The 24,796-nt window shown below is 64.6% G+C and carries 30 protein-coding genes and 1 pseudogene; 16 read left to right on the forward strand and 15 right to left on the reverse strand.

Annotated elements, in window-relative coordinates; translation table 11 throughout:
* Window positions 1-14 precede the first annotated feature (14 nt).
* The gene (locus EJ077_RS31085; RefSeq protein WP_208698838.1) at window positions 15-1,112 is read right to left on the reverse strand and encodes a zinc-binding metallopeptidase family protein; all 1,098 of its coding nucleotides are present in this window, start codon (window positions 1,110-1,112) and stop codon (window positions 15-17) included.
* A gap of 294 nt (window positions 1,113-1,406) precedes the next feature.
* Between EJ077_RS31085 and EJ077_RS31090 the strand changes: the two genes are divergently transcribed.
* The gene (locus tag EJ077_RS31090; RefSeq protein ID WP_208698840.1) at window positions 1,407-2,204 is read left to right on the forward strand and encodes a lytic murein transglycosylase; all 798 of its coding nucleotides are present in this window, start codon (window positions 1,407-1,409) and stop codon (window positions 2,202-2,204) included.
* Between the two features lie 49 nt (window positions 2,205-2,253).
* Here EJ077_RS31090 and EJ077_RS31095 read toward each other — a convergent pair whose 3' ends face one another.
* The 3 genes from EJ077_RS31095 to EJ077_RS31105 form a co-directional block, all read right to left on the reverse strand.
* A complete protein-coding gene (locus EJ077_RS31095) occupies window positions 2,254-2,796 on the reverse strand; it encodes a hypothetical protein (protein ID WP_208698842.1) in 543 nt (180 codons plus the stop codon).
* A gap of 7 nt (window positions 2,797-2,803) precedes the next feature.
* Window positions 2,804-3,292 (reverse strand): hypothetical protein, encoded by a 489-nt coding sequence (locus EJ077_RS31100; protein WP_245458588.1) that lies wholly within the window; start codon window positions 3,290-3,292, stop codon window positions 2,804-2,806.
* Between the two features lie 263 nt (window positions 3,293-3,555).
* On the reverse strand, window positions 3,556-4,779 hold the full coding sequence (locus tag EJ077_RS31105; protein ID WP_208698844.1) for an argininosuccinate synthase: 1,224 nt from the start codon (window positions 4,777-4,779) through the stop codon (window positions 3,556-3,558).
* Window positions 4,780-4,959: 180 nt separating this feature from the next.
* Here EJ077_RS31105 and EJ077_RS31110 point away from each other — a divergent pair, with 180 nt between their 5' ends.
* From EJ077_RS31110 to EJ077_RS31125, 5 genes and pseudogenes are all read left to right on the forward strand, one after another.
* Window positions 4,960-5,559 (forward strand): BtpA/SgcQ family protein, encoded by a 600-nt coding sequence (locus tag EJ077_RS31110; protein WP_208698846.1) that lies wholly within the window; start codon window positions 4,960-4,962, stop codon window positions 5,557-5,559.
* Window positions 5,556-6,074, forward strand: coding sequence for an ureidoglycolate lyase (locus tag EJ077_RS31115; protein ID WP_208698848.1), 519 nt, complete (start codon window positions 5,556-5,558; stop codon window positions 6,072-6,074). Before EJ077_RS31110 ends, EJ077_RS31115 begins: the two co-directional genes overlap by 4 nt.
* A gap of 89 nt (window positions 6,075-6,163) precedes the next feature.
* Window positions 6,164-6,337, forward strand: a pseudogene (locus tag EJ077_RS32925) (PfkB family carbohydrate kinase); the annotation flags it as partial.
* 311 nt (window positions 6,338-6,648) lie between these two features.
* Complete coding sequence (locus tag EJ077_RS32930; protein WP_367142403.1) at window positions 6,649-7,035, forward strand: carbohydrate kinase family protein; 387 nt, start codon at window positions 6,649-6,651, stop codon at window positions 7,033-7,035.
* A 119-nt stretch (window positions 7,036-7,154) separates the two neighbouring features.
* Complete coding sequence (locus tag EJ077_RS31125; protein ID WP_208698852.1) at window positions 7,155-7,796, forward strand: LysE family translocator; 642 nt, start codon at window positions 7,155-7,157, stop codon at window positions 7,794-7,796.
* Here the strand turns inward: EJ077_RS31125 and EJ077_RS31130 are convergent.
* The 3 genes from EJ077_RS31130 to rlmN are packed head-to-tail and all read right to left on the reverse strand — an operon-like array spanning window position 7,768 to window position 9,925.
* Entirely contained in the window at window positions 7,768-8,247 is a 480-nt protein-coding gene (locus tag EJ077_RS31130) for a hypothetical protein (RefSeq protein ID WP_208698854.1), read from the reverse strand. The two genes, EJ077_RS31125 and EJ077_RS31130, sit on opposite strands and share 29 nt — an antisense overlap.
* The gene (locus EJ077_RS31135) at window positions 8,244-8,693 is read right to left on the reverse strand and encodes a hypothetical protein (RefSeq protein WP_208698856.1); all 450 of its coding nucleotides are present in this window, start codon (window positions 8,691-8,693) and stop codon (window positions 8,244-8,246) included. The genes EJ077_RS31130 and EJ077_RS31135 overlap by 4 nt, the downstream gene beginning before the upstream one ends.
* Window positions 8,690-9,925, reverse strand: coding sequence for a 23S rRNA (adenine(2503)-C(2))-methyltransferase RlmN (gene rlmN, locus EJ077_RS31140; RefSeq protein WP_208698858.1), 1,236 nt, complete (start codon window positions 9,923-9,925; stop codon window positions 8,690-8,692). Before rlmN ends, EJ077_RS31135 begins: the two co-directional genes overlap by 4 nt.
* A 268-nt stretch (window positions 9,926-10,193) precedes the next feature.
* On the opposite strand from rlmN, the gene EJ077_RS31145 reads away from it, so the two are divergent.
* Window positions 10,194-10,493, forward strand: coding sequence for a hypothetical protein (locus tag EJ077_RS31145; RefSeq protein WP_208698860.1), 300 nt, complete (start codon window positions 10,194-10,196; stop codon window positions 10,491-10,493).
* A gap of 208 nt (window positions 10,494-10,701) precedes the next feature.
* Window positions 10,702-12,057: a chloride channel protein gene (locus EJ077_RS31150; RefSeq protein ID WP_208698862.1), complete on the forward strand. Its 1,356-nt coding sequence runs from the start codon at window positions 10,702-10,704 to the stop codon at window positions 12,055-12,057.
* 54 nt (window positions 12,058-12,111) lie between these two features.
* Here the strand turns inward: EJ077_RS31150 and EJ077_RS31155 are convergent, their stop codons facing one another.
* From EJ077_RS31155 to EJ077_RS31165, 3 genes are all read right to left on the reverse strand, one after another.
* Complete coding sequence (locus tag EJ077_RS31155) at window positions 12,112-12,615, reverse strand: invasion associated locus B family protein (RefSeq protein WP_015314944.1); 504 nt, start codon at window positions 12,613-12,615, stop codon at window positions 12,112-12,114.
* 271 nt (window positions 12,616-12,886) lie between these two features.
* Complete coding sequence (locus EJ077_RS31160; RefSeq protein WP_208698864.1) at window positions 12,887-13,249, reverse strand: YkvA family protein; 363 nt, start codon at window positions 13,247-13,249, stop codon at window positions 12,887-12,889.
* A 135-nt stretch (window positions 13,250-13,384) separates the two neighbouring features.
* A complete protein-coding gene (locus EJ077_RS31165) occupies window positions 13,385-13,681 on the reverse strand; it encodes a 4a-hydroxytetrahydrobiopterin dehydratase (RefSeq protein WP_208698866.1) in 297 nt (98 codons plus the stop codon).
* Window positions 13,682-13,731: 50 nt separating this feature from the next.
* Between EJ077_RS31165 and EJ077_RS31170 the strand changes: the two genes are divergently transcribed.
* Window positions 13,732-14,250 carry a low molecular weight protein-tyrosine-phosphatase gene (locus EJ077_RS31170; protein WP_208698868.1) on the forward strand — a complete coding sequence of 173 codons (519 nt, stop codon included), beginning with the start codon at window positions 13,732-13,734 and terminating at the stop codon, window positions 14,248-14,250.
* On the opposite strand, the gene thpR is transcribed toward EJ077_RS31170, so the two are convergent.
* Together thpR and EJ077_RS31180 are read right to left on the reverse strand one after the other, a co-directional pair.
* Window positions 14,154-14,750: an RNA 2',3'-cyclic phosphodiesterase gene (gene thpR / locus EJ077_RS31175; protein ID WP_208698870.1), complete on the reverse strand. Its 597-nt coding sequence runs from the start codon at window positions 14,748-14,750 to the stop codon at window positions 14,154-14,156. The two genes, EJ077_RS31170 and thpR, sit on opposite strands and share 97 nt — an antisense overlap.
* A gap of 127 nt (window positions 14,751-14,877) precedes the next feature.
* Window positions 14,878-15,522, reverse strand: coding sequence for an arylesterase (locus EJ077_RS31180; protein ID WP_208698872.1), 645 nt, complete (start codon window positions 15,520-15,522; stop codon window positions 14,878-14,880).
* 85 nt (window positions 15,523-15,607) lie between these two features.
* On the opposite strand from EJ077_RS31180, the gene EJ077_RS31185 reads away from it, so the two are divergent.
* From EJ077_RS31185 to EJ077_RS31200, 4 genes are all read left to right on the forward strand, one after another.
* A complete protein-coding gene (locus EJ077_RS31185) occupies window positions 15,608-16,303 on the forward strand; it encodes an ABC transporter ATP-binding protein (protein WP_208698874.1) in 696 nt (231 codons plus the stop codon).
* Window positions 16,303-18,852, forward strand: a complete 2,550-nt coding sequence (locus tag EJ077_RS31190) for an ABC transporter permease (protein ID WP_208703185.1) — start codon at window positions 16,303-16,305, stop codon at window positions 18,850-18,852. Before EJ077_RS31185 ends, EJ077_RS31190 begins: the two co-directional genes overlap by 1 nt.
* 230 nt (window positions 18,853-19,082) lie before the next feature.
* Complete coding sequence (locus tag EJ077_RS31195) at window positions 19,083-19,856, forward strand: Bax inhibitor-1/YccA family protein (RefSeq protein ID WP_208698876.1); 774 nt, start codon at window positions 19,083-19,085, stop codon at window positions 19,854-19,856.
* Window positions 19,857-19,961: 105 nt separating this feature from the next.
* Entirely contained in the window at window positions 19,962-20,534 is a 573-nt protein-coding gene (locus EJ077_RS31200) for a GNAT family N-acetyltransferase (protein ID WP_208698878.1), read from the forward strand.
* A 98-nt stretch (window positions 20,535-20,632) separates the two neighbouring features.
* Here EJ077_RS31200 and EJ077_RS31205 read toward each other — a convergent pair whose 3' ends face one another.
* Together EJ077_RS31205 and EJ077_RS31210 are read right to left on the reverse strand one after the other, a co-directional pair.
* Window positions 20,633-21,019, reverse strand: coding sequence for a DUF2794 domain-containing protein (locus EJ077_RS31205; protein WP_127279199.1), 387 nt, complete (start codon window positions 21,017-21,019; stop codon window positions 20,633-20,635).
* Window positions 21,009-21,482 (reverse strand): hypothetical protein, encoded by a 474-nt coding sequence (locus EJ077_RS31210; protein WP_208698880.1) that lies wholly within the window; start codon window positions 21,480-21,482, stop codon window positions 21,009-21,011. Before EJ077_RS31210 ends, EJ077_RS31205 begins: the two co-directional genes overlap by 11 nt.
* 66 nt (window positions 21,483-21,548) lie before the next feature.
* On the opposite strand from EJ077_RS31210, the gene EJ077_RS31215 reads away from it, so the two are divergent.
* The 3 genes from EJ077_RS31215 to EJ077_RS31225 all read left to right on the forward strand — a co-directional run bounded on the left by EJ077_RS31215 (window position 21,549) and on the right by EJ077_RS31225 (window position 23,890).
* Window positions 21,549-22,208: a helix-turn-helix domain-containing protein gene (locus tag EJ077_RS31215; protein ID WP_208698882.1), complete on the forward strand. Its 660-nt coding sequence runs from the start codon at window positions 21,549-21,551 to the stop codon at window positions 22,206-22,208.
* 85 nt (window positions 22,209-22,293) lie between these two features.
* Window positions 22,294-22,440 (forward strand): hypothetical protein, encoded by a 147-nt coding sequence (locus EJ077_RS32460; protein WP_245458817.1) that lies wholly within the window; start codon window positions 22,294-22,296, stop codon window positions 22,438-22,440.
* Window positions 22,441-22,504: 64 nt separating this feature from the next.
* Window positions 22,505-23,890 (forward strand): NAD(P)/FAD-dependent oxidoreductase, encoded by a 1,386-nt coding sequence (locus EJ077_RS31225; protein WP_208698884.1) that lies wholly within the window; start codon window positions 22,505-22,507, stop codon window positions 23,888-23,890.
* Window positions 23,891-23,935: 45 nt separating this feature from the next.
* Here the strand turns inward: EJ077_RS31225 and EJ077_RS31230 are convergent, their stop codons facing one another.
* A complete protein-coding gene (locus EJ077_RS31230; protein ID WP_208698886.1) occupies window positions 23,936-24,751 on the reverse strand; it encodes a DUF1223 domain-containing protein in 816 nt (271 codons plus the stop codon).
* Window positions 24,752-24,796: the final 45 nt, after the last annotated feature.

Here is a 24,796-nt window from a genome sequence, read left to right on the forward strand (position 1 = left end):
CGCATGCGTTCCGGCTAAAGTGCGCGAGCCAACTCACGATTTGTTCCCGCGCCTTTCGGCAAATCGGTCACAAGGTCGTGAACAAAGGCGAGTTTTTGCGCCGTCACGTCCGAAATGACGAAGGGGTACAGATCGGGCAGGCCCATGCAGCGGTTGATCGAATTGGAGGCTTCCGACAGCACCAGCCAGCGGGCAAGGATCCTGTCGAAGGGCTCGGGCGTGTTTGCAGGCTCCGAAGGCGCTGCCTGCAGCGCGCCGCCGGTGTCGCCCCGCGGCAATTCATTCGCCTCCACCGTCTCTAGCCGGCCTAGCGGGAAGTTCAGGGCATGCACCATCTCCAGCGTGTCGGTGATGTGCAGGTGGTGGGCCCAGGTTTCGGCCCAGTCCTCCCACGGGTGCGAGGTGGCGTAGGCCGAGATGTGGTTTTGCTGCCAGTCGGGGGCGGCGCCGTTGGCGTAGTAAGCCTTCAGCGCCTGTTCGTAGTCGGCGCGTTCGTCGCCGAACAAAGCGCGGAAGGCTTCCAGCTGTTGCGGATCGTCGCGGATCAGGCGGTCCCAGTAATAATGGCCGAGCTCGTGGCGGAAATGACCGAGCAGGGTGCGGTAGTTCTCGCCCATCTCGATGCGACGTCTTTCGCGCTCGGCTGAATCGGCCTCCGCGACGTTCAGCGTGATCAGGCCGTTGTCGTGACCGGTGAGAATCCGTTCGCCGCCCGGGCCGCCACCGATCGGATCGGCGAGGAAGTCGAAGGCCAGCCCGATTTCGTCCGTCGGGCTCTGCTTGGGCGCGACCGGCAGGCCGAAGGCGAGCAGCGAATAGATGGCGCGCTTTTTCGCCGCCTCGACACGGATCCAGCGGCGGCGGTTGCCGTCGACGGAGAGGTCGGGGATCAGTTGGTTCAGCCCGCAGGCGCGGCAGAAGACCTGCCCCGGCTCGGCCATCCAGTTGCAGGCGCATTCGTCGGCGTTGGTGCACTGGATGGCGCCATCGACGCCGGACAAGACAAAGCGCGCGCCCTCGGGATCGTAGAGCACGAGACTGCGGCAGTTCAGGCACTGGGCGTTCTCGAAATAGAGACGGTGGCCGCAATGCGGGCAGTCGAAAAGTTTCATCTCGGTCTCAATTCATCAGGAGGGCATAGGATGCATGGCGGCCCGTGCCCAAACGCGAACCGCCGGCCGGCGTTCCGCACTCCATCGAGACTATTTCGCTTCGCCGATCCGGGCACCCCCGCTGATGGGTCTGGCCGGCATCAAGGTCTTTCATGCCTGGCCTCGCCATAATAATCACTTGATCGTAGGCAAATTCCCCGGCATTCGCCAGCATCGCGCCACAGACGGTGACAAATGCGCGTTTCGCTGGCAAATTCGCAATCGGGACGTGAATCAGGCAATCAGGAGAACAATATGGCATTTCTTGCCAAGGGTAGGATTTTAGCGGCCGCGGTGGTGGCGGTGCTTGGGCTGGTAACGGGCGCGCAGGCGGCGGCCAGCTGCGGCAAGACCGGCGCCGGCTTCGACGCCTGGAAGCAGGATTTCGCCGCCGAGGCCAAGTCCGAGGGTGTCGGGTCGAGGGGCCTGGCCGCTCTGGCCGGAGCCACCTACGCAACGAGGACGATCTCCGCGGACCGCGCCATCCACAAGGCTTTCAGCGGCTCGGTGGACGATTTCATGAAACGCCGTGGCGGGTCGGCGATCATTTCCAAGGGCCGTTCGCTGAAGAAGTCGAACGCGGCGCTGTTCAACCAGATCGAAGCCAATTACGGCGTGTCGCCGGGCGTGTTGCTCGCCATCTGGGGCATGGAAACCGGCTTCGGTGCCTCGATGGGCAACCAGAACACGGTCTCCGCCATTTTGACGCTTGCCTATGATTGCCGCCGTCCGGACTATTTCCACCCGCATGCCATCGCGGCCCTGAAGCTGGTTGACCGCGGCGCGTTGACCTCCTCGTCGGTCGGCGCCATGCATGGCGAGGTTGGCCACACGCAGTTCCTGCCCGGCAATGTCTTGAAGTATGCGGTCGGCAACGGCAACCTGCGCGACAAGGCCACCGCGCTGGCTTCCACCGCCAACTACCTCAAGGGTCATGGCTGGCGGGCCGGCGCGAGCGCGAGCGCCAATATGGGCGCGATTGCCGGCTGGAATTCGGCAAACGTCTATCAGCAGGCCATCGCCCGCATCGCCGACGCCATCGACGCCGACTGATCGAACCATACGGCATTGAACGAAGAGCCCGGCCTCCGCGCCGGGTTTTTCATTTCACGTCGAGCGCATAGGAGCAGCCGGCCAGCGTCTTGCCGGGATGGGACTCGACCGTCGAGACGTTGAGCGTGATGCGCGTGACAAGGCTCACGCCGCCGGCTTCCTCGGTGTTTTCGGCCACGACCTTCTCGCCGAGGAATTTGCCAGGCATCGAGACCGTCGCCGGGACGTCGAGCTGGCGGGCGAGGTCCGGCGCGGCGATGCCGTCAAGCACCGCCATCGGGCCTGTCGCGGTAAAGACGATCGCTCCGGTCTCGCGCCCGAAGACGTGGACCGGGGCGGACAAGTTGTATTGGCGCAGGAACGGATTGCCTGACGGAACTTCTTTCCAGCTCAGCGCCTTCGCGGCGCCGGGCTCGCCGGCCAGCCAGAGAGCAAAGCCGTTGTAGCTGGGCACGTCGATCCGGCACTCGATCAGCGCGGCAAGGTCGAGAGAGGCGGAGTCATGGTCGTTGGCTTTGGCAACAGCCAAGCTTGCCAGGACAGCCAATGCGGGCAGGAAACCCATTCCAGGAATGGCCGAGCGCCGGGGCATATCACTCTCAATAATGCGCGTAGCCGCTCGCCGGGCATTTCTGGGAAGCGGGAACCTGAAAAGTGCCGTCAATGCCGCTGCAGTTGCGGAATCTGGGGTTCCCTTGCGCGGGGGTAACCGCCTTTCGCTTGCCCTGGATGGCCGTAGGGACTCCGGAATTTTGCGCGTAGCCGCTCGCCGGGCATTTCTGGGAAGCGGGAACCTGAAAAGCGCCGTCAATGCCGCTGCAGTTGCGGAAATTGGGCGACCGCGGCGCCTGGGATTGCGTAGGCGCAGCCCCCTTCGCCTTGCCCTTGAGGACCATCCAGATTTCGGTCGACTGGTCGAGCTGCAGCCTGTTTATGTCGGAATAGCTGATGCGGCCGCTGCGTATCCCGTCGGCCAGGCGCTGGCAAAACAGGGCGGGCATGCGCTCCTGCGAGACGCCCATGAACAAAGCCATGTCATGCTTGAACGTAAGGTCCGATTTGCGGGCGGAGGCGATACATTCGCTCATATCCACCTTCGGGTCACGCTTGGGGCCTGCCTGTGAGGCCTGGCACACCGACAAGACGACGGCCGCGCCAAGCAGAAGAGAAATGCTATTTTTCAATGTGATAACCCCTGAACCCACAAATGAACTTAAATGAAGCTGCTAGAAGGTCAAACAGGAACCGACTGCGGCCGGCATTATGCTGGTTATATTAGTGAAACAAAATAAAACCCGACGTTTCCGCCGGGTTTGTTAGGCATGATTGGTAGTCTCTGGCTGTCTGGATATCAGCCCTTGCGGTTGCGCGCGGCGAGCGTGCGCAGCCGCAGCGCGTTGAGGCGGATGAAGCCGGCGGCGTCCTTCTGGTCGTAGGCGCCGCGGTCGTCCTCGAAGGTGACCAGCGCATCGGAATAGAGCGTCTTCTTCGACTTGCGGCCGGTCACCATGACATTGCCCTTGTAGAGCTTCAGCCGCACCGTGCCTTCGACGTCTTCCTGGCTCTTGTCGATCATTGCCTGCAGCATCTGGCGCTCGGGCGAGAACCAGAAGCCGTTGTAGATGAGCTCGGCGTAGCGTGGCATGAACTCGTCCTTGAGGTGCGCAGCGCCGCGGTCGAGCGTGATCGATTCGATGGCGCGATGGGCCACGATCAGGATGGCGCCGCCGGGCGTTTCATACACGCCCCGCGATTTCATGCCGACGAAACGGTTCTCGACCAGGTCGAGCCGGCCGATGCCATTGTCGCGGCCGAGATCGTTGAGGGCGGCCAGCATGGTGGCCGGCGACAGCTTCTTGCCGTTGAGCGCGACCGGATCGCCCTTGAGGAACTCGATCTCGATCTCGGTGACGGTATCAGGCGCGTCCATCGGCGACACGGTGCGCTGGTGGACGAATTCCGGCGGCTCGCTCCATGGGTCTTCCAGAACCTTGCCCTCCGAAGAGGAGTGCAGAAGATTGGCGTCGACCGAGAACGGGGCGTCGCCGCGCTTGTCCTTGGCCACGGGAATCTGATGTTGTTCGGCGAAGTTGATCAGGTCGGTGCGCGACTTGAACGACCAGTCGCGCCATGGCGCGATCACCTTGATGTCGGGGTTGAGCGCATAGGCCGAAAGCTCGAAGCGGACCTGGTCGTTGCCCTTGCCGGTGGCGCCGTGCGCGATCGCATCGGCGCCGGTCTCCCTGGCGATATCGACCAGGTGTTTCGAGATCAGCGGCCGCGCGATCGAGGTTCCCAAGAGATAGGTGCCTTCATACACGGTGTTGGCGCGGAACATCGGGAAGACGAAGTCGGCGACGAATTCCTCGCGCACGTCGACGATGCGGATGTCCTTGATGCCCATCATCTCGGCCTTCTTGCGCGCCGGCTCCAATTCGCCGCCCTGGCCGAGATCGGCGGTGAAGGTGACGACTTCGGCGCCGAGTTCGGTCTGCAGCCATTTCAGGATGATGGATGTGTCAAGGCCGCCGGAATAGGCGAGCACGACCTTCTTGACGTCTTTGGTCTTGGACATTTCTGCTCCGTCGAAAAGCGGACGCTTGAGGCAAGGGCGTCACGGATTGTCGGAGCGCCTTTTAGCAGGAACCGCAAAGCGAGCAAGCGCAGGCGGCCACTTCCACGCGACATGCATCAACTGCCCCTGGGGTCGCGATAGCCGCTTGACAGTTAGCAATGTCGGGGTGTGGATGGGCTGGTGGTCGAAAACTACTTCGGCGACGCCGACGATGTCGAGCGCGCGCTTGACCGCATCTGCGGACTGGGCCTGGGTGCCAGGATCGGCGTCAACGTGCTGCGCGACGATGCATCGGCCTTTGCATTGGCTGGCCGCTATCCCGTGGATTTCATCCAGATCGATTCCGTCGCGGGCCATCTGCCGCCCGAAGCCGATGCGCCCTTCGCCGCGAAACTGGCCGCGCATAGGGCCGCCGTTCCCGTGCTGCTGCTTGGCGGGGTGCGTTTCAAGTACAAGCCTGTCCTTTCCGGCCGGCCGGAGGCCGAGGATGTCCAGATCGGCGCCGCTCGCAGTGACGCGCTGGTCGTGACCTCAAACGCGACTGGCGAGCCGACGGAGCTCGGCAAGGTGGCAAGATTCCGTGCCGCGACGGGCGGAACGGTGCCTCTCCTGATCGGTGCCGGGATGACGGAAGCCAATGCCGCCGAACAATTGGCGGTTGCCGATGGCGCAATCGTGGGAAGCTGGCTGAAGCGCGATCACCGGGATACCGGTGCGATGGAGGCCAACCATGTCGTACGCTTCATGCGGGCCGTGCGTTCGCTGCGGGCTGCGGCATGACCAGGCAGGACCATGTCGTCGCGCGCCCCGCGACCGCCGAGGCGTTCGCGCGCTTCGGCACCGTTTATGACCTGTTGGGCGGCAGCGACCGGAAGGTCGTCTGGACGCTTGGCAATGGCTGGCAGGACGGGTTCACCCACAAGCCGCTGATCGGCGGCAGCGGCCATCTTGGCATGACCAGCGGCGAAGCCGCCCCCTGGCATTGCACGGAGATGGAACGGCATCCCGGCACGGAAGAGGCCATCTTTTGCGCGGATGCGCCGGTTGTGCTCGCCGTGGCTCCGGCTTCCGCCATGTCGGCGCCCCGCCGCGACGAGATCGAGGCATTCGTGATTTCGCCCGGCCAGGCGGTGGTGATGGATCGAGGTATCTGGCACGATGCCTGCCGGGGCCTGACACGCCCGACACCCTATTTCTGGATGGCGATCTGCGGACTTGGCGCCAATCCCTGGGTTCCCGTCGAAGGCGGGGCACTCCTGGTCTGTGCAGACGCGAACCAGGGAATGCATGCATGACCGCCTTCTTCATCGGCGATGTGGCGCTCGACGAGTATTACACCGCCGATCGCTGGCCGGGCCGGGCCGACAAGGGCATGGTCACCGAAATGCCGGCCGAAGCCGGTGGTTCGATCGCGAACGCCGCTGTCGTCCATGCGGCCCTGGGCGGGGCGACCGAGTTCATATCGCTGCTGAACGACAGCCCGCTGTCGCGGCGGCTGGTCGCCGATCTGCGTGCCAACGATGTCGGCGTGGCGCACATGCTGACCGATCCGGCCATTCCAGAATCGCGCAACCTGATCTTCCTTGTCGACGGCGAACACATCGTGCTGACCGTCGAAATGGGCCAGCAACCGATGTGGCTGCCGGCGGCGACATTGGCCGCGCTGCGCGCGCCGGGCTTTCTCTATACGACGCTCTACCGCGCGCGCCGACTGCATTGCCGGATCGGCGGCGAGGTGCTTGCCCAGGCAAGATTGCTGGCGGATCTGCGCGCGCATGGGCGCCGCACGATTTCGACCTCGATGTCGGCGGCTGCAGCGCGCAGGATCTGCCCTATTTGGCCGGGGCCGAAGCCGTCATCTTCAATCAGATGGGCTTTCGCGCCGCCTTTGGGCATGACGATCTGTCGCTTATTGGCGGCTGGATGCGCGCGGCACGACTGTCATGGGTGGTTCGCACCCTGGCAGGCGACGGGGCCGAGGCAAGCAATGGCGAGGCGATCCTTCGCACCCGGGGTTATCCGGTCAATGTGGTCGACGTGACCGGCGCTGGCGACACTTTCGGCGGAACCTTGACCTGGTGCCTGTCGCGCGGACAGGTCTTCGCCGAGGCACTCGATTTTGCCGTGGCCGCAGCCTCCCGCTCGGTCACGATCCATGGCCCGAGGGGTGGCAAGGCCGGCGTTGAAGAAGTATCTGCCTGGCGCGACGCAGCTCGCCCCGCAGTGTCTGGCGCCATCGCCGCACGTCCTGTATAGGCGTTCGCATTCCGAGCGGCCTACCGTTTCACGGGGTGGACCGCTCGATCTTTCTGTTTTGACGCAATCCGCACGGAAAGCCGTTTCACACTTTCCTCGGGATTGCCCAGGGGCCTTGCATGTCCTTCATTCCCGACACCACCACGCTGATCCAGTTCGCGATCGCCACGGTGATCCTGGCGATCACGCCAGGCCCTGACATGACGCTGTTCGTCTCGCGCACGCTGAGCCAGGGGCGGGCCACCGGATTTGCCTCGATGGCCGGCGCGTTGTGCGGCACGCTGATCCACACCACGCTGGTGGTGGTCGGCGTCTCGGCGCTGATCGTCGCCTCGCCGATGGCTTTCTTCGTGCTGAAAATCTTTGGCGCCGGCTATCTCGTCTTCCTGGCGTGGCAGGCGATCGCCAAGGGATCGGCCTTCTCGCCGGAGAAGAAGACAGGCCCGCGGATTTCGCTGCTGCGCAGCTGGGCGGCGGGGCTCGGCGTCAACCTGCTCAACCCGAAGATCATCCTGTTCTTCATGACCTTCCTGCCGCAATTCGTCTCCGCGCACGATCCGAACGCGCCTGGGAAGCTGTTCTTCCTCGGGGCCATGTTCATCGTGCTGTCGATCCCGGTGACGGTGCCGATGGTGCTGGCGGCGGAAAAATTCTCGGCGGCGATGAAGGCCAGCCCGCGCGTGACGCGGGTGGTCGACTATCTCTTCGCCGGCGTGTTCTCGGCCTTCGCGCTCAAGATCCTGACGGCCCAGGCGAAGTAGGGGCTCTCTCAACCCACCAGCTTCCCGCCCAGCGCCCGGCGCTGAGCCAGTAGAAGATGCCGCCGACCATGCCGCCGCCAATGACGGCCATGATGGCACTGGTCTCTGTGACCGCGAAAGCGGAATCGCGGACATTGTCGACGAGGCCGAGGAAAACGCCCGCCACCAGCGCGCCCGCCAGCGCGTAGAATAGCCAGTCGCGCCGGCCGAGGATTTCGGCAATCAGGATGACGATCGCCGCCGGCATGAAGCCGAAATAAGCGACGAACAGGGCGACGAAAGGAATGGAAAAATAGAGCGATGCCGTCGCCGCCGGATGGGCTTGCGCCGGCGCGTAACCGAGCGAGGCCAGGAACAGAATGTTGAGGAAGGCGCTCGCCGCCAGCGAGGCGACGGCGTAGCCGAACAGGATGACGGCGAAGCGCACGATATAGGCGACGAGACGGTTCATCGGGGATCGCGGCCCGTGAGGTGCCCGGACTTGTGCCCAGCCAGAAGCCAGTAGACCCAGCCGGCGGCGATGCCGGCCGCGGCCAGAAAACCGAGGAAGCCCGGGTTGAAAACGAAGCCTCCGGCCGAGCCGGGGACAAAAACACCGAAGGCGATCGACGTGACCGCACCCGTAACGGCGAAGTAGAACCATCCTCGCAGCGCCAGCCGTTCGGCGAGGAAGATCGCGGGACCGACGATCAGTAGCGCGCAGATCGCCACGGTCAGCACGGCGAGCGGGAAGGAGGCCAGCCAGTCGAATGTGAAAATGATCGACCAGTTGCCGTCCTCGATCCCGGCCAGAAGAACGATCAGCAGCACAGGCACCAGGATAGAGGTCAGCACGGCGGCGATGTAGCCGACTGCTATTCTGGCGAAGCGCGTGAGGCCGGCGACGAGATGGTTCACACCTCGCCGTGCCCCGCGATCATCATGGCTTCCAGCGCCAGCCGGTCGACCTTGCGCATGCGCTCCGATTCCGACTTCAGCTGACCGCAGGCGGCCAGGATGTCGCGGCCGCGCGGCGTGCGGATCGGCGAGGCATAGCCGGCATTGTTTATGTAGTCGGCGAACTTCTCGATCGTTTCCCAGTCCGAGCACTGGTAGTTGGTGCCCGGCCACGGGTTGAAGGGGATCAGGTTGATCTTGGCCGGAATGCCCTTGAGCAGCTTGATCAGGCCCTTGGCGTCCTCGATGGAATCGTTGACGTCCTTCAGCATCACATATTCGAAGGTGATGCGCTTGGCGTTGGAGAGGCCGGGATAGGCGCGGCAGGCGGCGATCAGCTCCTTCAGCGGATACTTCTTGTTGATCGGCACCAGCAAGTCGCGCAGATCGTCATTGGTGGCATGCAGCGAGATCGCCAGCATGACGCCGATCTCCTCGCCGGTGCGGAAAATTTCCGGCACGACGCCGGAGGTCGACAGCGTGATGCGGCGCTTCGACAGCGAAAGGCCGTCGCCGTCGGAGGCGATCAGCAGCGCCTTCTTCACCGCCTCGAAATTGTAGAGCGGTTCGCCCATGCCCATCATGACGATGTTGGAGACTTTGCGGCCTTCGGCGGGCACGATGGCGCCGTCGGGCGTGTCGCGGTCGGGGAAGTCGCCGAGCCGGTCGCGCGCCGTGAGCAACTGCGCCAGGATTTCTTCCGTGGTCAGGTTGCGCACCAGCTTCTGCGTGCCGGTGTGGCAGAACGAGCAGGTCAAGGTACAGCCGACCTGCGAGGAGATGCAGAGCGTGCCTCGGCCTTCCTCGGGAATATAGACGGTTTCGATCTCGACCGGCCGGCCGGCGCCGCGCGGCGGGAAGCGGAACAGCCACTTTCGCGTGCCGTCGGCGGAAATCTGCTCCTCGACGATTTCGGGCCGCGCGACGGTGAAGTGCCTGTCGAGCTCGGCGCGCAGGTCCTTGGAGATGTTGAACATGCCGGCGAAGTCGGAAACGCCCCGCACATACATCCAGTGCCAGAGCTGTTGGGCGCGCATTTTTGCCTGACGCTCCGGCACGATGCCTGAAGCGACGAGAGCCTCGCCGAGTTCGGCCCGTGTCAGGCCAATCAGCGAAGGTTTTTCTGTCTGCGCGGGGCGAGCGCGCAAGGCGTCGCGGGCGCCTTCGGCGGTAAGGTCGAGTGAAAGGGTCATGGTTCCACTGATATAAGCGGTTTACGGCCGATTTCATCCATCGGCGCGATGTCAAGCGCGGCGCATAGCACAGCTTGGCGGCAGAGTCATGCCGCGGGCGATCGGGCAGCCCGTCCCGCCGCCGGGTCGCGTTGGACAAGCCGCGCCCGCCTGGTGCTGTTTTCCGGCGCGCGATCGATCACATATTCGTGTCGGAGTAACGGCTGGCGAGCCATCGGCGAACCCTGAAATGGGGCAACTGTGCCCCCGCACAATGGGAGTATGCAGAATGAAATCGATCAAACTCACCGTCATTGCCGGCGTCGCCGTTCTTTGCGCCTCGCAGGCGTTTGCCGAGGATACGATGGGCACCATGACCATGATGAAAGGTGGCCAGGTGACGGCGATCATGCCGGACGGGCACATGGGCACCATGATGCCGGACGCGAAGATGAGCGCCGACATGATGAAAATGGCCAAGCCCATCAAGCACTGCATGATGATGATGACCGACGCCAAGGGTAAGGCCTACATGATCGATACATCGACCAAGAAGGCCCAGGCCGAATGTGAAAAAATGGCCATGTGAGGATCACGCGAGCGCTTGCCCGCCGGCCTGGAGGCCGGCGGGACGGGCAGTTTTCACTTCGATTGAACGAGGCTTATGCGCTTTCTGGACCATGCTCGCGAGCGGGCGCCCAACAGCGCGGCCTTTTGGTCCCGGTCCGATCATCAGACTCTTGCTTGATTGGCGTCATGCCTGTGTTACGGCTGGGGTTTTCCCCAAGAGGACAGATATGGCCGGGCAATCGCGAAGACATCCCATGCTGCGGCGTTCGCGCGCCATGTGGGCGTCGCGCCGTGTCTGGCAGCCGCGCCTGGTGTTCTGGGCGGGTGCGATCTCGATCGGCCTGATCAGCGTGTTGTTTGCCGTGCTGGCCGACAAGGCACAGGCGCTGTTCCATGTGGTGATCGGCAATGATGGCGGCTGGCGGTTCTATCTGCCGCTGGCGATCACGCCGCTCGGCTTTGTCCTGTGCGCGTGGCTGGCGCACGCCTTCTTTCCTGGCTCGCAAGGCAGCGGCATTCCGCAGGCGATCGCCGCCCGGCATCTGCGCGACGATGACGACCGCAGCCATATCCTGTCGCTGCGGCTGGTGGCGGGCAAGATAGCCCTGACGCTTGTCGGCCTGTTCTGCGGCGCTTCCATCGGCCGCGAAGGGCCGACCGTGCAGGTCGGCGCGTCGCTGATGCTGCAGGCGGCACGCTGGGGCGGCATGGCGCAGGCGCGCGGCCTGATCCTGGCCGGATCGGCCGCCGGCATCGCAGCCGCGTTCAACACGCCGCTTGCCGGCATCGTCTTCGCCATCGAGGAGATGGGCCGCACCTATGAGGCACGCACCAACGGGCTGGTGCTGACGGCGGTCATCCTGGCCGGCCTCGCCTCGCTTGGCGTGCTCGGCAACTACACCTATTTCGGCGTGTCCAAGGACACGATCTCGTTTGCCGCCGACTGGCCGCTGGTGATCGCCTGTGGCGTCATCGGCGGCGGCTTTGGCGCCTTGTTCTCATTGCTGGCGCTGAAGGCGACGCGGCGCATCCGGCGCTGGAACGCGCTGCAGCCGCTGTGGCGCGCCCTGCTGGTGGCGGCCGTCTGCGGGCTGGCCGTGGCGGTGATCGGCATCGCGTCGGGCGGGCTGACCTTCGGCACCGGCTACGTACAGGCGCGCAGCGCCGTCGAAGGCACGCCGCTGCCCTGGTTCTTCTTTGCCGAGAAATTAGCGGCCGGCCTGCTGTCGATGATTTCAGGGATACCCGGTGGCATCTTCGCGCCCTCGCTGGCGGTCGGCGCCGGCATCGGCAGTTCGCTCGGCCTGGTGTTCGGCGGCAGCGCCGGCATCGCGGCGCTGCTCGGCATGGCCGGCTATTTCGCCGGGGTCGTGCAGGCGCCGATGACGGCCTTCGTCATCATCCTCGAAATGACCGGCAATCACGACAATGTCATCGGCCTGATGCTGGCCTCGATGCTGGGCTACGGCACGGCGCGCCTGATCTCGCACGAGCCGCTCTATCACGCGCTGTCGCGGGTCTTCGTCGCCGATGCGATCCGGCGGCGGCGGGCGGAGGCCGCTCCGGAATCAGGCCTGGGCTGAAAAGCAAAAGGCCGGGCGTTGCGGCCCGGCCTCTGGTTCAAAAACGAAGATAGCCTATTTGCACTTGGCGATCGAGGACAGCGCCGCCGAAATGCCTTTCAGCGAGAAGACATAGTTCGTGGGATTGCCGCGGCCCGATTTCGCCGACACCTTCATGTCGGTGCCTGTCTTCATCGCCGCGATCAGCACCGGCTCCTCGGCGGCGTTCTCGACCCAGGCCGACTTGCCTCGGGTGAACATCGAGAAGGACTTCTTGTCGATGGTGACGGTGGCCTTGGAGCCTTCCTGGAAATTGTAGCCGGCAATGAACTGCGGCTCATAGGATACCTGCTGGCCAGGGCGCTGGCTGACGAAGAAGAACATGTCGCCATGGTCGAGCGTCGGCGGCTGCTTGTCGGTCGGCACGGTCAGCACGTAGCAGACCTTGCCGCCCGACGCCTGGTAACTGTAGGTGCCCCAGGCATTGTGCTGGCCGATCTTGGTCGCCTGCTGCGCCAGCGCCGGCGCTGCCGAGGCGGCCAGGACCAGGCTCGAAACTAGTGCAATCAATCCGCGCATCGTTTTTCCCGTATTCCAAATGGTGCGGAGGCGGGCCGCATTGCGTCCTGCCGTCGCTTCATTTTGATTTAATCTGGGTTACCAAACGGTGAAGTTCCCAAGAGAAAAGGACCCTCACCCCAGGAAACCGCCGCCATTTCCGCGCCGCCGCCTTGTCAGCGGCTGGCACGGCGTCCCTTTGGCGACTTGGAGGCCACGAAAACGGCAAGAGTTTGACTTTTGACGCGCCGCTGAACGCCCGCTCCAGAAGCCGGGCCAACGCGTTGGGACTTCAGCCCTTGTCGGCGATGGCGTCCTTGGCGGCCTGCCGGTGCGCGGGCGTGATATGGGCGCTGACGGCGGTGATCGCGGCGGTCAGCACGGCGATATCATCGGTGAAGCCGAGACCGAAGATGAAGTCGGGGATGAGGTCGACCGGCAGGACGAAATAGCCGAGCGCGGCCACCAATATGCCCTTGGCGCGCAGCGGCGTGTTCTTGTCCATGGCGCAGTAGTAGGCGGCGACGACGTCTTCCATGAACGGGATCTGCCGCGCGGCCTTCTTGGCCGTGCGCCAGAACTTTTCGCGCACTTCGCCCTCGCCGCCCAGCCTGTCGCCAAAGCCGAAGAAGTCAAAACGGGATTCTTGCGCCATCAATCTCTCCTTGCGGGTCCCATGCGCGTGGCGCATGCTCGCGGATCAAAATGTGGTGAAAGCCGAACCCGGCTGCAAGATGCGGGCGCCGATTTGGCGGGTCCGCGCCCGGCCCAGAGCATGGACAGCCGGTGTTCAGCCGCCGAAATAGCGGTTCATCTTCTTGGCCAGTTCGATATCGAGCGCTGTCACGCCGCCGGCATCATGCGTGTTCAAGGTCACGTCGACGGTCTTGTAGACATTCGACCAGTCGGGATGATGGTCCATCTTCTCGGCGGCGAGCGCGACGCGGGTCATGAAGGCGAAGGCCTCGGAGAAATTGTTGAAGGTAAAGGTGCGGCCGATCGAGGCGCCGTCCTGTGCCAGCGCCCAGCCGTCAAGTCCTGCCAGCGCTGCTTCGGCGGCTTCCCTGCCCAGTTTCTCTCTCGTCATGTCCGCTTCCCGTGCTATTGCGCCGAAGTCGCCACCATAGCGCCGGATCCATGATCGCGAAGCCCATAAATTCCATTCTTTTCGTCTGCCTCGGCAATATCTGCCGATCGCCGCTGGCTGAAGGCGTCCTTCGCGCCGTGCTGGCGGAGCGCGGGTACGACGGGGATATCGTGCTCGATTCTGCCGCCACCAGCGGCTGGGAGGTCGGCTCCGCCCCCGATCCGCGCTCGATCGCGGTCGCGACGGGCCACGGCATCGACATTTCAGGGCAGCGGGCGCGCAGGATCACACCGGCGGATTTTCACCGCTTCGACCTGATCCTCGGCATGGACCGGTCCAACGTCGCCGACCTGAAGGGGCTGGCGCCGCCGGCGGTGCGCGACCGCATCCACCTGTTCCTGGAATTCGCGCAGGGAGAGCCGCGCGATGTGCCGGATCCCTATTATGAGGACCAGGAGGCGTTTGCCTCGGTCTACCGCATGATCCGCGAGGCGTCGGAGGCGCTGGCGACACGGCTGGCGGCGCGCGTATCGACGCCGGACAGCGGCCAGGCTTCCTCGACGATATAGGGGCCGCCGCCGACCGAATCGCGCGACGACATCAGCACGAAGCGGCCGATGCGGAAGGGCAGCGTCGAGAAATTGCCGCGCGCCGACAGATATTGGGCGACGTCGAGAGGGCTCGAATTGCGCAGGCGCGCCAGCGTCACATGCGGCATGAACTTGCGCGGATCGGCGGGAATGCCGAGCCGTTGGCAGATGCGCTCGATCTCGCCCTGGAGGGCCGCCAGATCGGGCGAGGGCGAAGCGCCCGCCCACACCGCATGCGGCTTCTTCTGGCCGAAAGCGCCGACACCCGACAGCGTCAGCGAGAAGGAGGGGCGGTGCACCCGGTCGAGCGCATTGGCGATCTCGTCGGCGACATGGCCCTGGACATCGCCGATGAAGCGCAGCGTCAAATGGTAGTTTTCGACATCGATCCAGCGGGCCCCGGGCAGGCCGCCCCGGAGCAGGGACAGCGAAAGGGCAGCATCACGCGGAATTTCGAGGGCGGTGAAAAGACGCGGCATGAAGAGCCTCCCTTCCTCGAATCGAACTGTCACCTGTAGCGAATCATCGATAGTCAAATGGAGCAAGAGGTTTATTGGTCACAGGCTTTGCTAAAAGTTTCCCTAACGGAAGCGGTTCTGTCGGACCTCATGCGCCTCCCGGGGCCGCGGCGATGGCCTTCTCGACCGTCGGCAGGATGCGCTCGACCATCAGGTCGACACCCCCAGCGTTCGGATGCAGCCCATCCTCGAGTTGCAGGGTGGGCTGGCCGGCGACGCCGTCGAGGAAGAACGGATAGAGCGGCAAATCGTATTTGCCGGCCAGGTCCGGAAAGATGGCGTCGAAGGCGTTCTTGTAGTCGGCGCCGAGATTGGGCGCGGCGCGCATGCCGGCCAGCAGCACGGCGATCTTGCGCTCCTTGAGCTTGCCCAGCATGGCGTCAAGGTTCTTCCGGGTGATGTCGGGCGAAACGCCGCGCAGCATGTCGTTGGCACCGAGTTCGAGGATCACCAGTCGCGTGCCGTCGGGCACCGACCAGTCGAGCCGCGCCAGGCCGCCGCTGGAGGTGTCGCCGGAGACGCCGGCATTGGCGACGGTGACGTCATGGCCCCTGGCGCGAAGGGCGGCCTGCAGTTTGTCGGTAAAGCCCTGGCCCGGGCCAAGACCGAACCCCGCCATCAGGCTGTCACCGAAGCCGACGATCTTGAAAGGCTCGGCGCGCGCCGACGAAATGGCGCCGCAAATGGCGAGGAAAACGATCAGGCCTGCGGCAAAGCGGCGTTTGAAAGACATGCGGCAAGCCCCATATGACAAAGAATTCTTCCGGCGATGCCCTGCGACAGGCAGAGCCTCCCTCCCCATATAGGACGCTTTCATTTTGACAGAAGCCGTCATCGCGCTGAAAGACGTATACCTGACACTCGGCGAAGGGGCTTCGTCCGTCCATGTGCTGAAGGGCGTGAGCCTCGAGGTGGCGCGCGGCGAGGCGACGGGTATCGTCGGTCCGTCGGGGTCCGGCAAGTCGACATTGCTGATGGTGCTGGCAGGGCTGGAGCGAGTCGATTCGGGTACGGTACGGATCGCCGGCGAGGTGCTCAACGGCAAAACCGAGGATCAGATCGCTTCGTTTCGTGGCCGAAACATCGGCATCGTGTTCCAGTCCTTCCACCTCATTCCCAACATGACGGCGCTCGAAAATGTCGCGGTGCCGCTTGAGCTGGCCGGCCACGCGGATCCGTTTTCGGTGGCGGAGCGGGAACTGGCGGCCGTGGGCCTCAGTGACCGCGTCACCCACTATCCCGGCGAGCTCTCCGGTGGCGAGCAGCAGCGCGTGGCGATCGCGCGTGCGCTGGCGCCGTCGCCGCGCATCCTGATCGCCGACGAGCCGACCGGCAATCTCGACCAGGTGACGGGGCGGCAGGTCGCCGACCTGCTGTTCGCCAAGGCGGCCGAGCGCGGCATGACGCTGGTGCTGGTCACCCATGATCCGGCGCTCGCGGCGCGCTGTTCGCGCCAGGTGTCGATGCGCTCCGGCCGCATCGAGGCGCCGGCGCCGATCAAGGTCATTGCATGATGCCGCTGGCGCGGACATTGAAGCTCGCCATCCGTTTCTCACTGCGCGAGATGCGCGGCGGCCTGTCCGGCTTTCTCATCTTCCTCGCCTGCATAGCGCTCGGCGTCGCGGCCATCGGCGGCGTCAATTCGGTGGCCCGCTCCATCACCGCCGGTGTCGCCGATCAGGGCCAGACGCTGCTCGGCGGCGACCTTCGCTTCCAGATCAACCAGCGCGACGCCAGCCAGGCCGAACTTGGCTTTCTCGACGGGTTGGGCGTCGTTTCGCGCACCGCCGGCATGCGCTCGATGGCGCGGCTGGCCGACGGATCCGACCAGGCGCTGGTCGAGGCCAAGGCGGTCGACGATGCCTATCCGCTCTATGGGGCGCTGGAAACCGACCCGGCGCTGACGAAGCAGGAACTGTTCGGCGGGCAGTTCGGCGTTTTCGGCGCCGCGGCACCCGACCTTCTGTTCGAACGGCTGCATCTCAAGATCGGCGACCGGCTGAAGCTCGGCACCGCCATCTTCGAACTGCGCGCCAGGCTGTTGACCGAGCCCGACGCGGTCTCCGACGGCTTCGGCTTCGCGCCAAGGCTGATGATCTCGACCGAGGGCCTGACCGCCACAGGGCTGATCCAGCCGGGCAGCCTGGTCGAGAATGCCTACAAGGTCCGGCTGCCCGCCGATGCCGACGAGGCGCGGCTCAAGGCCATCCAGGACCAGGCGGCCAAGGATTTTCCGGAGGCTGGCTGGTCGATCCGCACACGCGGCAACGCCGCCCCGGCGCTGTCTTCCAACATCGAGCGCTTCTCGCAGTTCCTGACGCTGGTCGGGCTCACCGCGCTGGTGGTCGGCGGCGTCGGCGTCGCCAATGCGGTGCGTGCCTATCTCGACGGCAAGCGCGGCGTCATCGCCACCTTCAAGAGCCTGGGGGCGTCCGGCGGCTTCGTCTTTGCCGTCTACCTCGTGCAGATACTGATCATCGCTCTCATCGGCATCGGCGCCGGCCTGCTGCTGGGCGCGCTGATGCCCTTTGCCGCAAGTGCGGCCCTGCAGTCCGTCATTCCCGTGCCGGCGCAAGGGGGCTTCTATCCCGGCGCGCTCGCCATGGCGGCCCTGTTCGGCCTGCTGGTGACGCTCGCTTTCGCGCTGCTGCCGCTCGGCCGCGCCCGTGACGTTCCGGCGACCGCGCTGTTCCGGGAGATGGGGCTGGAAGGCCGTGGCCTGCCGCGCCCCGTCTATGTCGTTTGCGCGCTCGGCATCGCGCTTTTCTTGGCGGCGCTGGCGATCCTGTTTTCGGGCGACCAGCGCATCGCCTCGATCTTCGTCGGCGCCACGGTTTTTGCTTTCCTGGTGCTGCGTCTCGTCGGCGCGCTGGTGCAATGGGCAGCCAGGAAAAGTCCGCGCGTGCGCTTTGTCGCGCTCAGGCTCGCCATCGGCAACATCCACCGGCCCGGTGCGCTGACACCGTCCGTGGTGCTGTCGCTGGGGCTTGGGCTGACTCTCCTTGTGACGCTGGCGCTGATCGACGGGAATCTCAGGCGCCAGATCTCCGGCAACCTGCCGGCGCGGGCGCCCAACTTCTTCTTCGTCGACATCCAGGGCAGCGAGGTCGATGCCTTCTCCGCGCTGATCGCAAAGGAGGCGCCGCAGGGAGCGCTGGCCAAGGTGCCGATGCTGCGTGGCCGGGTGATGGCGCTCAATGGCGTCGATGTCGACAAGGTCAAGGTACCGGCCGAGGGTGCCTGGGTGCTGAAGGGCGATCGCGGCCTGACCTATGACGCCAGGCAGCCGGAAAACACGACGCTGACCGAAGGCAGATGGTGGCCGGACAATTATGCCGGCGAGCCGCTGGTTTCGTTTTCCGACAAGGAAGGCAAGGAAATCGGGCTGAAGCTCGGCGACACCGTCACCGTCAATGTGCTCGGCCGCAACGTCACGGCCCGGATCGCCAATTTCCGCCAGGTCGAATGGGAGACGATGGGCATCAATTTCGTCATGGTGTTTTCGCCCAACACATTCGCGGGCGCCCCGCATGGCTGGATAGCGACGCTCACCGAAAAGAGCGCCTCGACGGCCGATGACGCGCGCGTCCTCAACGCCGTCACCCGCGCTTTCCCGGCCGTGACGACGGTGCGGGTCAAGGACGCGCTCGACATCGTCAACCGGCTGGTCGGCCAGCTCGGCACGGCGATCCGGGCGGCGGCCGGCGTGGCGCTGATCGCCTCGGTTCTGGTGCTTGCCGGCGCGCTTGCCGCCGGCAACCGGGCGCGCATCCACGACGCGGTGGTGCTGAAGACGCTCGGCGCGACGCGCACGACGCTGATATCAGCCTTCTCGCTGGAATACATGCTGATCGGGCTCGCCACCGCGATCTTCGCGCTCGCCGCCGGCGGTGCGGCCGCCTGGTACATCGTCGCGCGCATCATGGCCCTGCCGTCGCATTTCATGCCGGAGGTCGCGGTGGCCACGATCGCCTTTTCGCTGGTGATCACGGTCGGCATCGGCCTTGCCGGCACCTGGCGGGTACTTGGCCACAAGGCGGCGCCCGTGCTGCGCAACCTCTGATTTGCCGGTCCGGCACCGCCTGCCCGGGTTAAATCTTGGTAAGAATACCGTCCGAAACGGCCGGCGAAGCGGCATTTTAGCCTGTCACGAACCGTTACAGCAGGTTACGGACTTGTTCTTGACGCCAAGAACCATCATATTCCGCGCAGGCATGCTGGAGCCCCGCCAGCGGCGCCTGGGCCCGCAAGAGGCCCGACACCGGACGGGGCAGAAGCAACAGAGGATTTCCAATGGCTGATCCCATTCGCAATTATCAGACGTCGGCGGTGCCCGGCGTCCGCGCCGACATCGACCAGGGTCTGCGCGCGTATATGATCAAGGTCTACAATCTGATGGGGCTCGGCCTGCTCATCACCGGCCTTGCCGCTATCGGCACGATCATGCTGGCCACCACCACCGACCCGGCCTCTGCCGTCGCGACGCTGCCGAGCGGCGAGATGCTGACCTCGTTCGGCTACGCGATCTTCGGTTCGCCGCTGCGCTGGGTTGTCATGCTGGCCCCGCTGGCCGCCGTGTTCTTCCTGTCGTTCAGGATCCAGTCGATGAGCGTCGCCGCCGCGCAGACGACCTTCTGGGTCTATGCCGGCCTGGTCGGCCTGTCGCTGTCGTCGATCTTCCTGGTCTACACCTCGGCAAGCATCTCGCAGACCTTCTTCGCCACGGCCGCCGCTTTCGGCGCGCTGTCGCTGTTCGGCTACACCACCAAGCGCGACCTGTCGGCGATGGGCTCGTTCCTGATCATGGGCGTGTTCGGCATCATCATCGCCTCGGTGATCAACATCTTCCTGCAGTCGTCGGCGCTGACCTTCGCCGTATCGGCGATCGGCGTGCTGGTGTTCGCCGGCCTGACCGCCTACGACACGCAGAAGATCAAGGAGATGTATTTCGAGGGCGACGCGTCCGATGTCGCCGGCCGCAAGGCCATCATGGGCGCGCTGTCGCTTTACCTCGACTTCATCAACCTGTTCATGTTCCTGCTCCAGTTCATGGGCGACCGTCGCTAAGCGGTATTGGACCATCAACTTTCGCAAGGGCGGCCCAATGGCCGCCCTTTTCTTTTGCGCGGGCCTCTGCTGTTGTTGAAGGCACAAAAGAGGTTTGCATAAAGAATGAGCAACATCGTGATCAGGCGGGCGACCCCGGCCGACCTCGACGCCATCACCGAAATCTATGGCGACGCGGTCGCCAACGGCACGGCGAGCTATGAACTGGAGCCGCCCAGCCGTGCCGAGATGGGGACGCGATTCGCCACCCTCGCGGCAGACGGCTTTCCCTATCTGGTGGCGGAGAAGGACGGCGCCGTGCTGGGCTATGCCTATGCCGGCCCCTTCCGGCCGCGCCCGGCCTATCGCTTCATCGTCGAGGATTCGGTCTATGTCGCGCCTGACGCCAAGGGCCAGGGCATCGGCCTCAAGCTGATGCAAAGCCTGGTGGCCGCGGCCGAGGCGGCGGGCTTTCGCCAGATCGTCGCGGTGATCGGCGACGGCCGCGCCGACAGCGCCTCGGTCAGATTGCACGAGAAGCTCGGCTTTCGCCATTCCGGCCGCCTCGAAGGCTCCGGCTACAAGCACGGGCGCTGGCTGGACACGGTGTTCATGCAGCTATCGCTGAACGGCGGGGCATCGGTCGCGCCCGATCCGGGTTCGCTGCCGGAGCGGAAGTTCAGGCTCGGAGGGAAATGAGAAGAATGGGAAATTGAAGAATTGAAGAACTTGAGAAATGTCAGGCGCTTAGCGCTCTTTTCTCCAATTCCTCATTTCTTCAATTCCTCAGTTCCCCTTCACGCCTCGACCACCTTCAGCTTCGGATCGAAGACGCCAAGCACGCGGCCGAGCTCCTGGCCGCGTTTGAGGATGCGCCCGCCCGCCGCGATGACGGCGAAGGCGCCTTGTTTGCGCGCCAGTTTCGGATCCTTGACGATCTGGAACAGCGGCACTTCGCTGGCGCGGCGAAAGACGGAAAAGACCGCGCGGTCGGTGAGATGATCGATGGCGTAGTCGCGCCATTCATTGGCGGCGACCATGCGTCCGTAGAGCCTCAGGATCAGGTCCAGTTCACGCCGGTCGAAGCGGACCGGCTGGTCGAGGCGTTCACGTCGCGCCTCGTGTAGCGGGATCAATATTGCGGATGCGTCTCCATCCCCCATCCCGCCGCCGTCATCTGTCATGCCTCGATCCTTCAAAATGAATCTTTGCCAACCAAAGTTGGCCCCTTCGCAGCGCAATTGCAAGAGCCGGCGAAGCGACGGCGGCGGTGCGCCGTTTCCGTCGCGTCCAGTCACGTTTGTGAAACGCCTGTTTGAATTGGTGATGCTTCGCCACATTTCTGCCTTTTTTATCCGCGCTCATGCCCCAATGTCCGACGAATTTACCGGCGTTGCCTGAGACGGTTCGGTCCGGCACCGGCTCGTAAACCCCAAGCCCCCCGCCCACGGGTCTGCGTCGGATCGAACCAACCTCGGTCTTTTCCTCGGAAAAACCAGGTGCGACGATCCCAAAACCTAAATGACCGGCGTCAGAAGCAAGCTGACGTCGGTTTTTTCGTTTTTTGACCTTTTTTCGTTCCGGACCGTGGCGAGCGAGGGAAGCTGGCGCGGGCCCGAAGCGGCCAGCCCTCACATCGCCACTCAATTCCGCCGACCCTGCTTGCCATCTGCCGCCTCACTTAATAGGGTGTTAAGTGGAGCGGAGACAGCAATGCCACGCGCATCGAGCTCCACGGCAAAACAGTTGAATGGTGGAGCGGCCGCGCCGGCGGCCGGCGGCGTCGGCCCTCGCATCAAGGCGTTGCGCACGGCGCGGCGCGTCTCGTTGCGCCAGCTCGCCGACATGACCGGCACGACGGCGAGCTTCATCAGCCAACTCGAGCGCAATCTATGCGGCGCCAACACCGGCACGCTGCTCAAGATCGCTGGCGCTCTCGACCTTGGCATCAACGACCTGTTCGAGGACAATGTCCGCCCCTTGCACAAGGTGCTGCGGGGTGAGGAACGGCCGGTCGTTCCGGTCGGCACGCACGGCCGCAAGATGCTCCTGTCGCGGCGACCGATCCACCAGTTCGAGGTCTATGCCGGCCATTTCGAGGTGGGCGGCTCGACCGGCGACGAGACCTATGTCCATAGCGGTGAGCACGAAATGTTCATGGTGCTCAAGGGCACCGTTGAACTGACACTCGCCGATGAGCGCCACGTCATGCACGAAGGCGACAGCGTCGAATACGCAACCTCGGTGCCGCATCGCACGGTCAACATCGGCGACACGCCGGCGGAGGTGCTGTGGATCATCGCCCCGCCGACCGCCGGCGCGTTCGAACTCGATCAATACAGGGCCGGAAACCGCTCGCATCCGGGTGAATGAAAACAAATGCTAGTTCTGCAATGGAAAACTGGCGCTCGCCCGTCGCGGCGTTGCCGATGACGGCCGCAACCGGCTCACGGGGCGCATCGGCGAAGCGATCTATCTTGGCTCCGGCTCCAAATACGAGGTCGATCTGGCCGACGGCTCGAAAGCCATCGTGCGCTCGACGCTGGAAGCAGCCAGTTTTCCATCGGCGACGAGGTCGATGTGCTGTTCGCCGGCGCCGACGTGAAGCTGCTCGCCGATGACGACAAGGCCGACCTGACGCTCACCTGATTTCGGAACGGATTTCAAAAATGCAAGCCAAGCACAATGGCGACGTGTCGTTCTGGTATGCCGATATCGGCGGCGTGCCGGCCTATCGCCCGTCGCTGCCCGGCGACATCGAGGCCGATGTCTGTATCGTCGGCGCCGGCTACACCGGCCTGTGGACAGCCTATTATCTGAAGAAGGCGCAGCCCGCGCTGCGCATCGCCATCGTCGAGAAGGAATTCGCCGGCTTCGGCGCTTCGGGCCGCAATGGCGGCTGGCTGTCGGGCGGCTTCAGCTGGTCGCGCGAGAAATACGCGAAAACCTCGTCGCGTGGCGCCGTGATCGACATGCAGCGCGCCATGTTCGGCACGGTCGACGAGGTGATCGCGGTGACGGAAGCCGAGGGCATCGACGCCGATATCCGGCGTGTCGACAACATCACCGTCGCCACCAACGCCGCGCAGTTGCAGCGCGCCAGGGCCGAATACGAGGAGTTGCTGCGCTGGGAGATGCCGCCGGAGCGGCTGGCCTTCCTCGACGCGCGGGAGACGCGCCAGCGCATCGCCATCGACAAGGTGCTGGGCGCCTTCGTCGTGCGCAATGTCGCGCGCGTGCAGCCGGCCAAGCTGGTCCAGGGTCTGGCGGCGGCGGTGGCGCGGCTCGGCGTGCCGATTTACGAGCAGACGCAGGTGCTGGCGATCGAGAAGGGCAAGGTCACCACCACCAGAGGCATCGTGCGGGCTGAAAAGATCGTCCGCGCCACCGAAGGATTCACGGCGGGCATTCCCGGCTATGAGCGTCTCTGGCTGCCGCTCAACAGCGCCATCGTGGTGACGGAGAAGTTGCCGCAAAAGCTTTGGGACGCGATCGGCTGGAACGGCTACGAGGTGCTGGGTGATGCCGCCCACACCTATTGTTACGCGCAGCGCACGCGCGAAGGCCGCATCGCCATGGGTGGCCGCGGCGTGCCCTACCGCTTCGGTTCACGCACCGATGTGCGAGGCCAGACCCAGCAGGCGACCATCGACCAGCTGCACGAGGTGCTGACCAGGCTGTTGCCGCAGACCAAGGGCGCGCGTCTCGACCATGCCTGGTGCGGCACGCTCGGCGTGCCGCGCGACTGGTGCACGACTTCGGGTTTCGACAGGGAAAGCGGCATCGGCTGGGCCGGCGGCTATGTCGGGCTCGGTGTGTCGAGCTCCAACCTGTCGGGCCGCACCTTGCGCGACCTGGTGCTCGGCCACGACACCGGGCTGACCCGGCTGCCCTGGGTCAACCGCACGGTCAAGAAATGGGAGCCGGAACCGCTGCGCTGGCTCGGTGTGCACACCATGTACCAGCTCTATCGCATCGCCGACCGGCGTGAAGCAAACGGCCTGGGCCGGACCTCACGCCTTGCGGCCTTTGCCGATCGCCTGACCGGACACTGAAGATGTGCAGCGGTTTCCGTCTGGAGCCACGCCGAACCCGTGACGTTACAGTTTTCGATCGAGGGAGGTCTCGGATCCGGGCTTGTGGATGAAAGCTGCGCCCAGGATGGGACCTGGCAGGCCATCCTTGCCGACCGACTGCAGAAGCACGGCGCAACCGCCCTTCTTGGTGATCTCGCTCAGCGGCAATTCGTAGCGCTGCGCCTTGCCGTGCCACATGCCGGCGGTCTGGATCCCGGTCACCGCGTTCCAGTAGGTCATCTTGCGGCCGGAGTTCTCACCCTCGGCGATCTTGACGGTCTGCGGAGGCTCGAAATAGACGATGACGACATGGGCGTCGCTTGGGCCCGCCCCGGCATCGCCGGCGTCTATGATCACGCGGTCGCTGGTCCGGCTGACCTTGATGGCGACGCGCATGCCTTCGCCGCCCCGGGCCATACGGGCAAGCGCGCCGTCGACTTCGCCGCGGTTGGCGCCGTTGACGTGGACACGGCCATTGATGACCGCTTGCGGCGTATAAACGGAGCGGCTGCCGAAGGCGCGCATATAGTCGTTCTGGCGCTCGGTATTCTCTTTATGGCTCAGCGTGTCCCGCCAGCCGAGATAGTCCCAATAGTCGACGTGATAGGAGAGCGCGACGAGGTCTTCCTTGACGGCAAGTTCGGCGAAGAAGGCATCGGCCGGCGGACAGGAACTGCAGCCCTGGCTGGTGAAAAGCTCAACCACGCCGAGCGGCCTCTCCAGCTGGGGCTTGTCTGCCTGGGCCCTCTCGGTCTCGCCGGCATGGCCAGCGCCGGCAAAAGCCGAAAAAGCCAGCGCGAAGGCTGCCAGCCACAGAGATCGTCGCGAGGCCATGACCATTCCAATTCCCGCCGGTGATGCCGGCTTTGTTCTGCTTTGCCGAAA

It is taken from the genome of Mesorhizobium sp. M8A.F.Ca.ET.057.01.1.1 (genome assembly GCF_003952565.1).
Taxonomy (GTDB): domain Bacteria; phylum Pseudomonadota; class Alphaproteobacteria; order Rhizobiales; family Rhizobiaceae; genus Mesorhizobium.

Coding starts and splice junctions, on each gene's coding strand:
- EJ077_RS31205 (WP_127279199.1), bottom strand. CDS start 21,019: ATGACAGATGACGGCGGCGGGATGGGGGATGGAGACGCATCCGCAATA.
- EJ077_RS31145 (WP_208698860.1), top strand. CDS start 10,194: ATGAAATCGATCAAACTCACCGTCATTGCCGGCGTCGCCGTTCTTTGC.
- EJ077_RS31100 (WP_245458588.1), bottom strand. CDS start 3,292: ATGAGCGAATGTATCGCCTCCGCCCGCAAATCGGACCTTACGTTCAAG.
- EJ077_RS31170 (WP_208698868.1), top strand. CDS start 13,732: ATGATCGCGAAGCCCATAAATTCCATTCTTTTCGTCTGCCTCGGCAAT.
- EJ077_RS31160 (WP_208698864.1), bottom strand. CDS start 13,249: ATGGCGCAAGAATCCCGTTTTGACTTCTTCGGCTTTGGCGACAGGCTG.
- EJ077_RS31180 (WP_208698872.1), bottom strand. CDS start 15,522: ATGTCTTTCAAACGCCGCTTTGCCGCAGGCCTGATCGTTTTCCTCGCC.
- EJ077_RS31200 (WP_208698878.1), top strand. CDS start 19,962: ATGAGCAACATCGTGATCAGGCGGGCGACCCCGGCCGACCTCGACGCC.
- EJ077_RS31150 (WP_208698862.1), top strand. CDS start 10,702: ATGGCCGGGCAATCGCGAAGACATCCCATGCTGCGGCGTTCGCGCGCC.
- EJ077_RS31125 (WP_208698852.1), top strand. CDS start 7,155: ATGTCCTTCATTCCCGACACCACCACGCTGATCCAGTTCGCGATCGCC.
- rlmN (WP_208698858.1), bottom strand. CDS start 9,925: ATGACCCTTTCACTCGACCTTACCGCCGAAGGCGCCCGCGACGCCTTG.
- EJ077_RS31085 (WP_208698838.1), bottom strand. CDS start 1,112: ATGAAACTTTTCGACTGCCCGCATTGCGGCCACCGTCTCTATTTCGAG.
- EJ077_RS31090 (WP_208698840.1), top strand. CDS start 1,407: ATGGCATTTCTTGCCAAGGGTAGGATTTTAGCGGCCGCGGTGGTGGCG.
- EJ077_RS31095 (WP_208698842.1), bottom strand. CDS start 2,796: ATGCCCCGGCGCTCGGCCATTCCTGGAATGGGTTTCCTGCCCGCATTG.
- EJ077_RS31130 (WP_208698854.1), bottom strand. CDS start 8,247: ATGAACCGTCTCGTCGCCTATATCGTGCGCTTCGCCGTCATCCTGTTC.
- EJ077_RS31190 (WP_208703185.1), top strand. CDS start 16,303: ATGCCGCTGGCGCGGACATTGAAGCTCGCCATCCGTTTCTCACTGCGC.
- EJ077_RS31215 (WP_208698882.1), top strand. CDS start 21,549: ATGCCACGCGCATCGAGCTCCACGGCAAAACAGTTGAATGGTGGAGCG.
- EJ077_RS31230 (WP_208698886.1), bottom strand. CDS start 24,751: ATGGTCATGGCCTCGCGACGATCTCTGTGGCTGGCAGCCTTCGCGCTG.
- EJ077_RS31165 (WP_208698866.1), bottom strand. CDS start 13,681: ATGACGAGAGAGAAACTGGGCAGGGAAGCCGCCGAAGCAGCGCTGGCA.
- EJ077_RS31195 (WP_208698876.1), top strand. CDS start 19,083: ATGGCTGATCCCATTCGCAATTATCAGACGTCGGCGGTGCCCGGCGTC.
- EJ077_RS31225 (WP_208698884.1), top strand. CDS start 22,505: ATGCAAGCCAAGCACAATGGCGACGTGTCGTTCTGGTATGCCGATATC.
- EJ077_RS31105 (WP_208698844.1), bottom strand. CDS start 4,779: ATGTCCAAGACCAAAGACGTCAAGAAGGTCGTGCTCGCCTATTCCGGC.
- EJ077_RS31115 (WP_208698848.1), top strand. CDS start 5,556: ATGACCAGGCAGGACCATGTCGTCGCGCGCCCCGCGACCGCCGAGGCG.
- EJ077_RS31155 (WP_015314944.1), bottom strand. CDS start 12,615: ATGCGCGGATTGATTGCACTAGTTTCGAGCCTGGTCCTGGCCGCCTCG.
- thpR (WP_208698870.1), bottom strand. CDS start 14,750: ATGCCGCGTCTTTTCACCGCCCTCGAAATTCCGCGTGATGCTGCCCTT.
- EJ077_RS32930 (WP_367142403.1), top strand. CDS start 6,649: ATGGGCTTTCGCGCCGCCTTTGGGCATGACGATCTGTCGCTTATTGGC.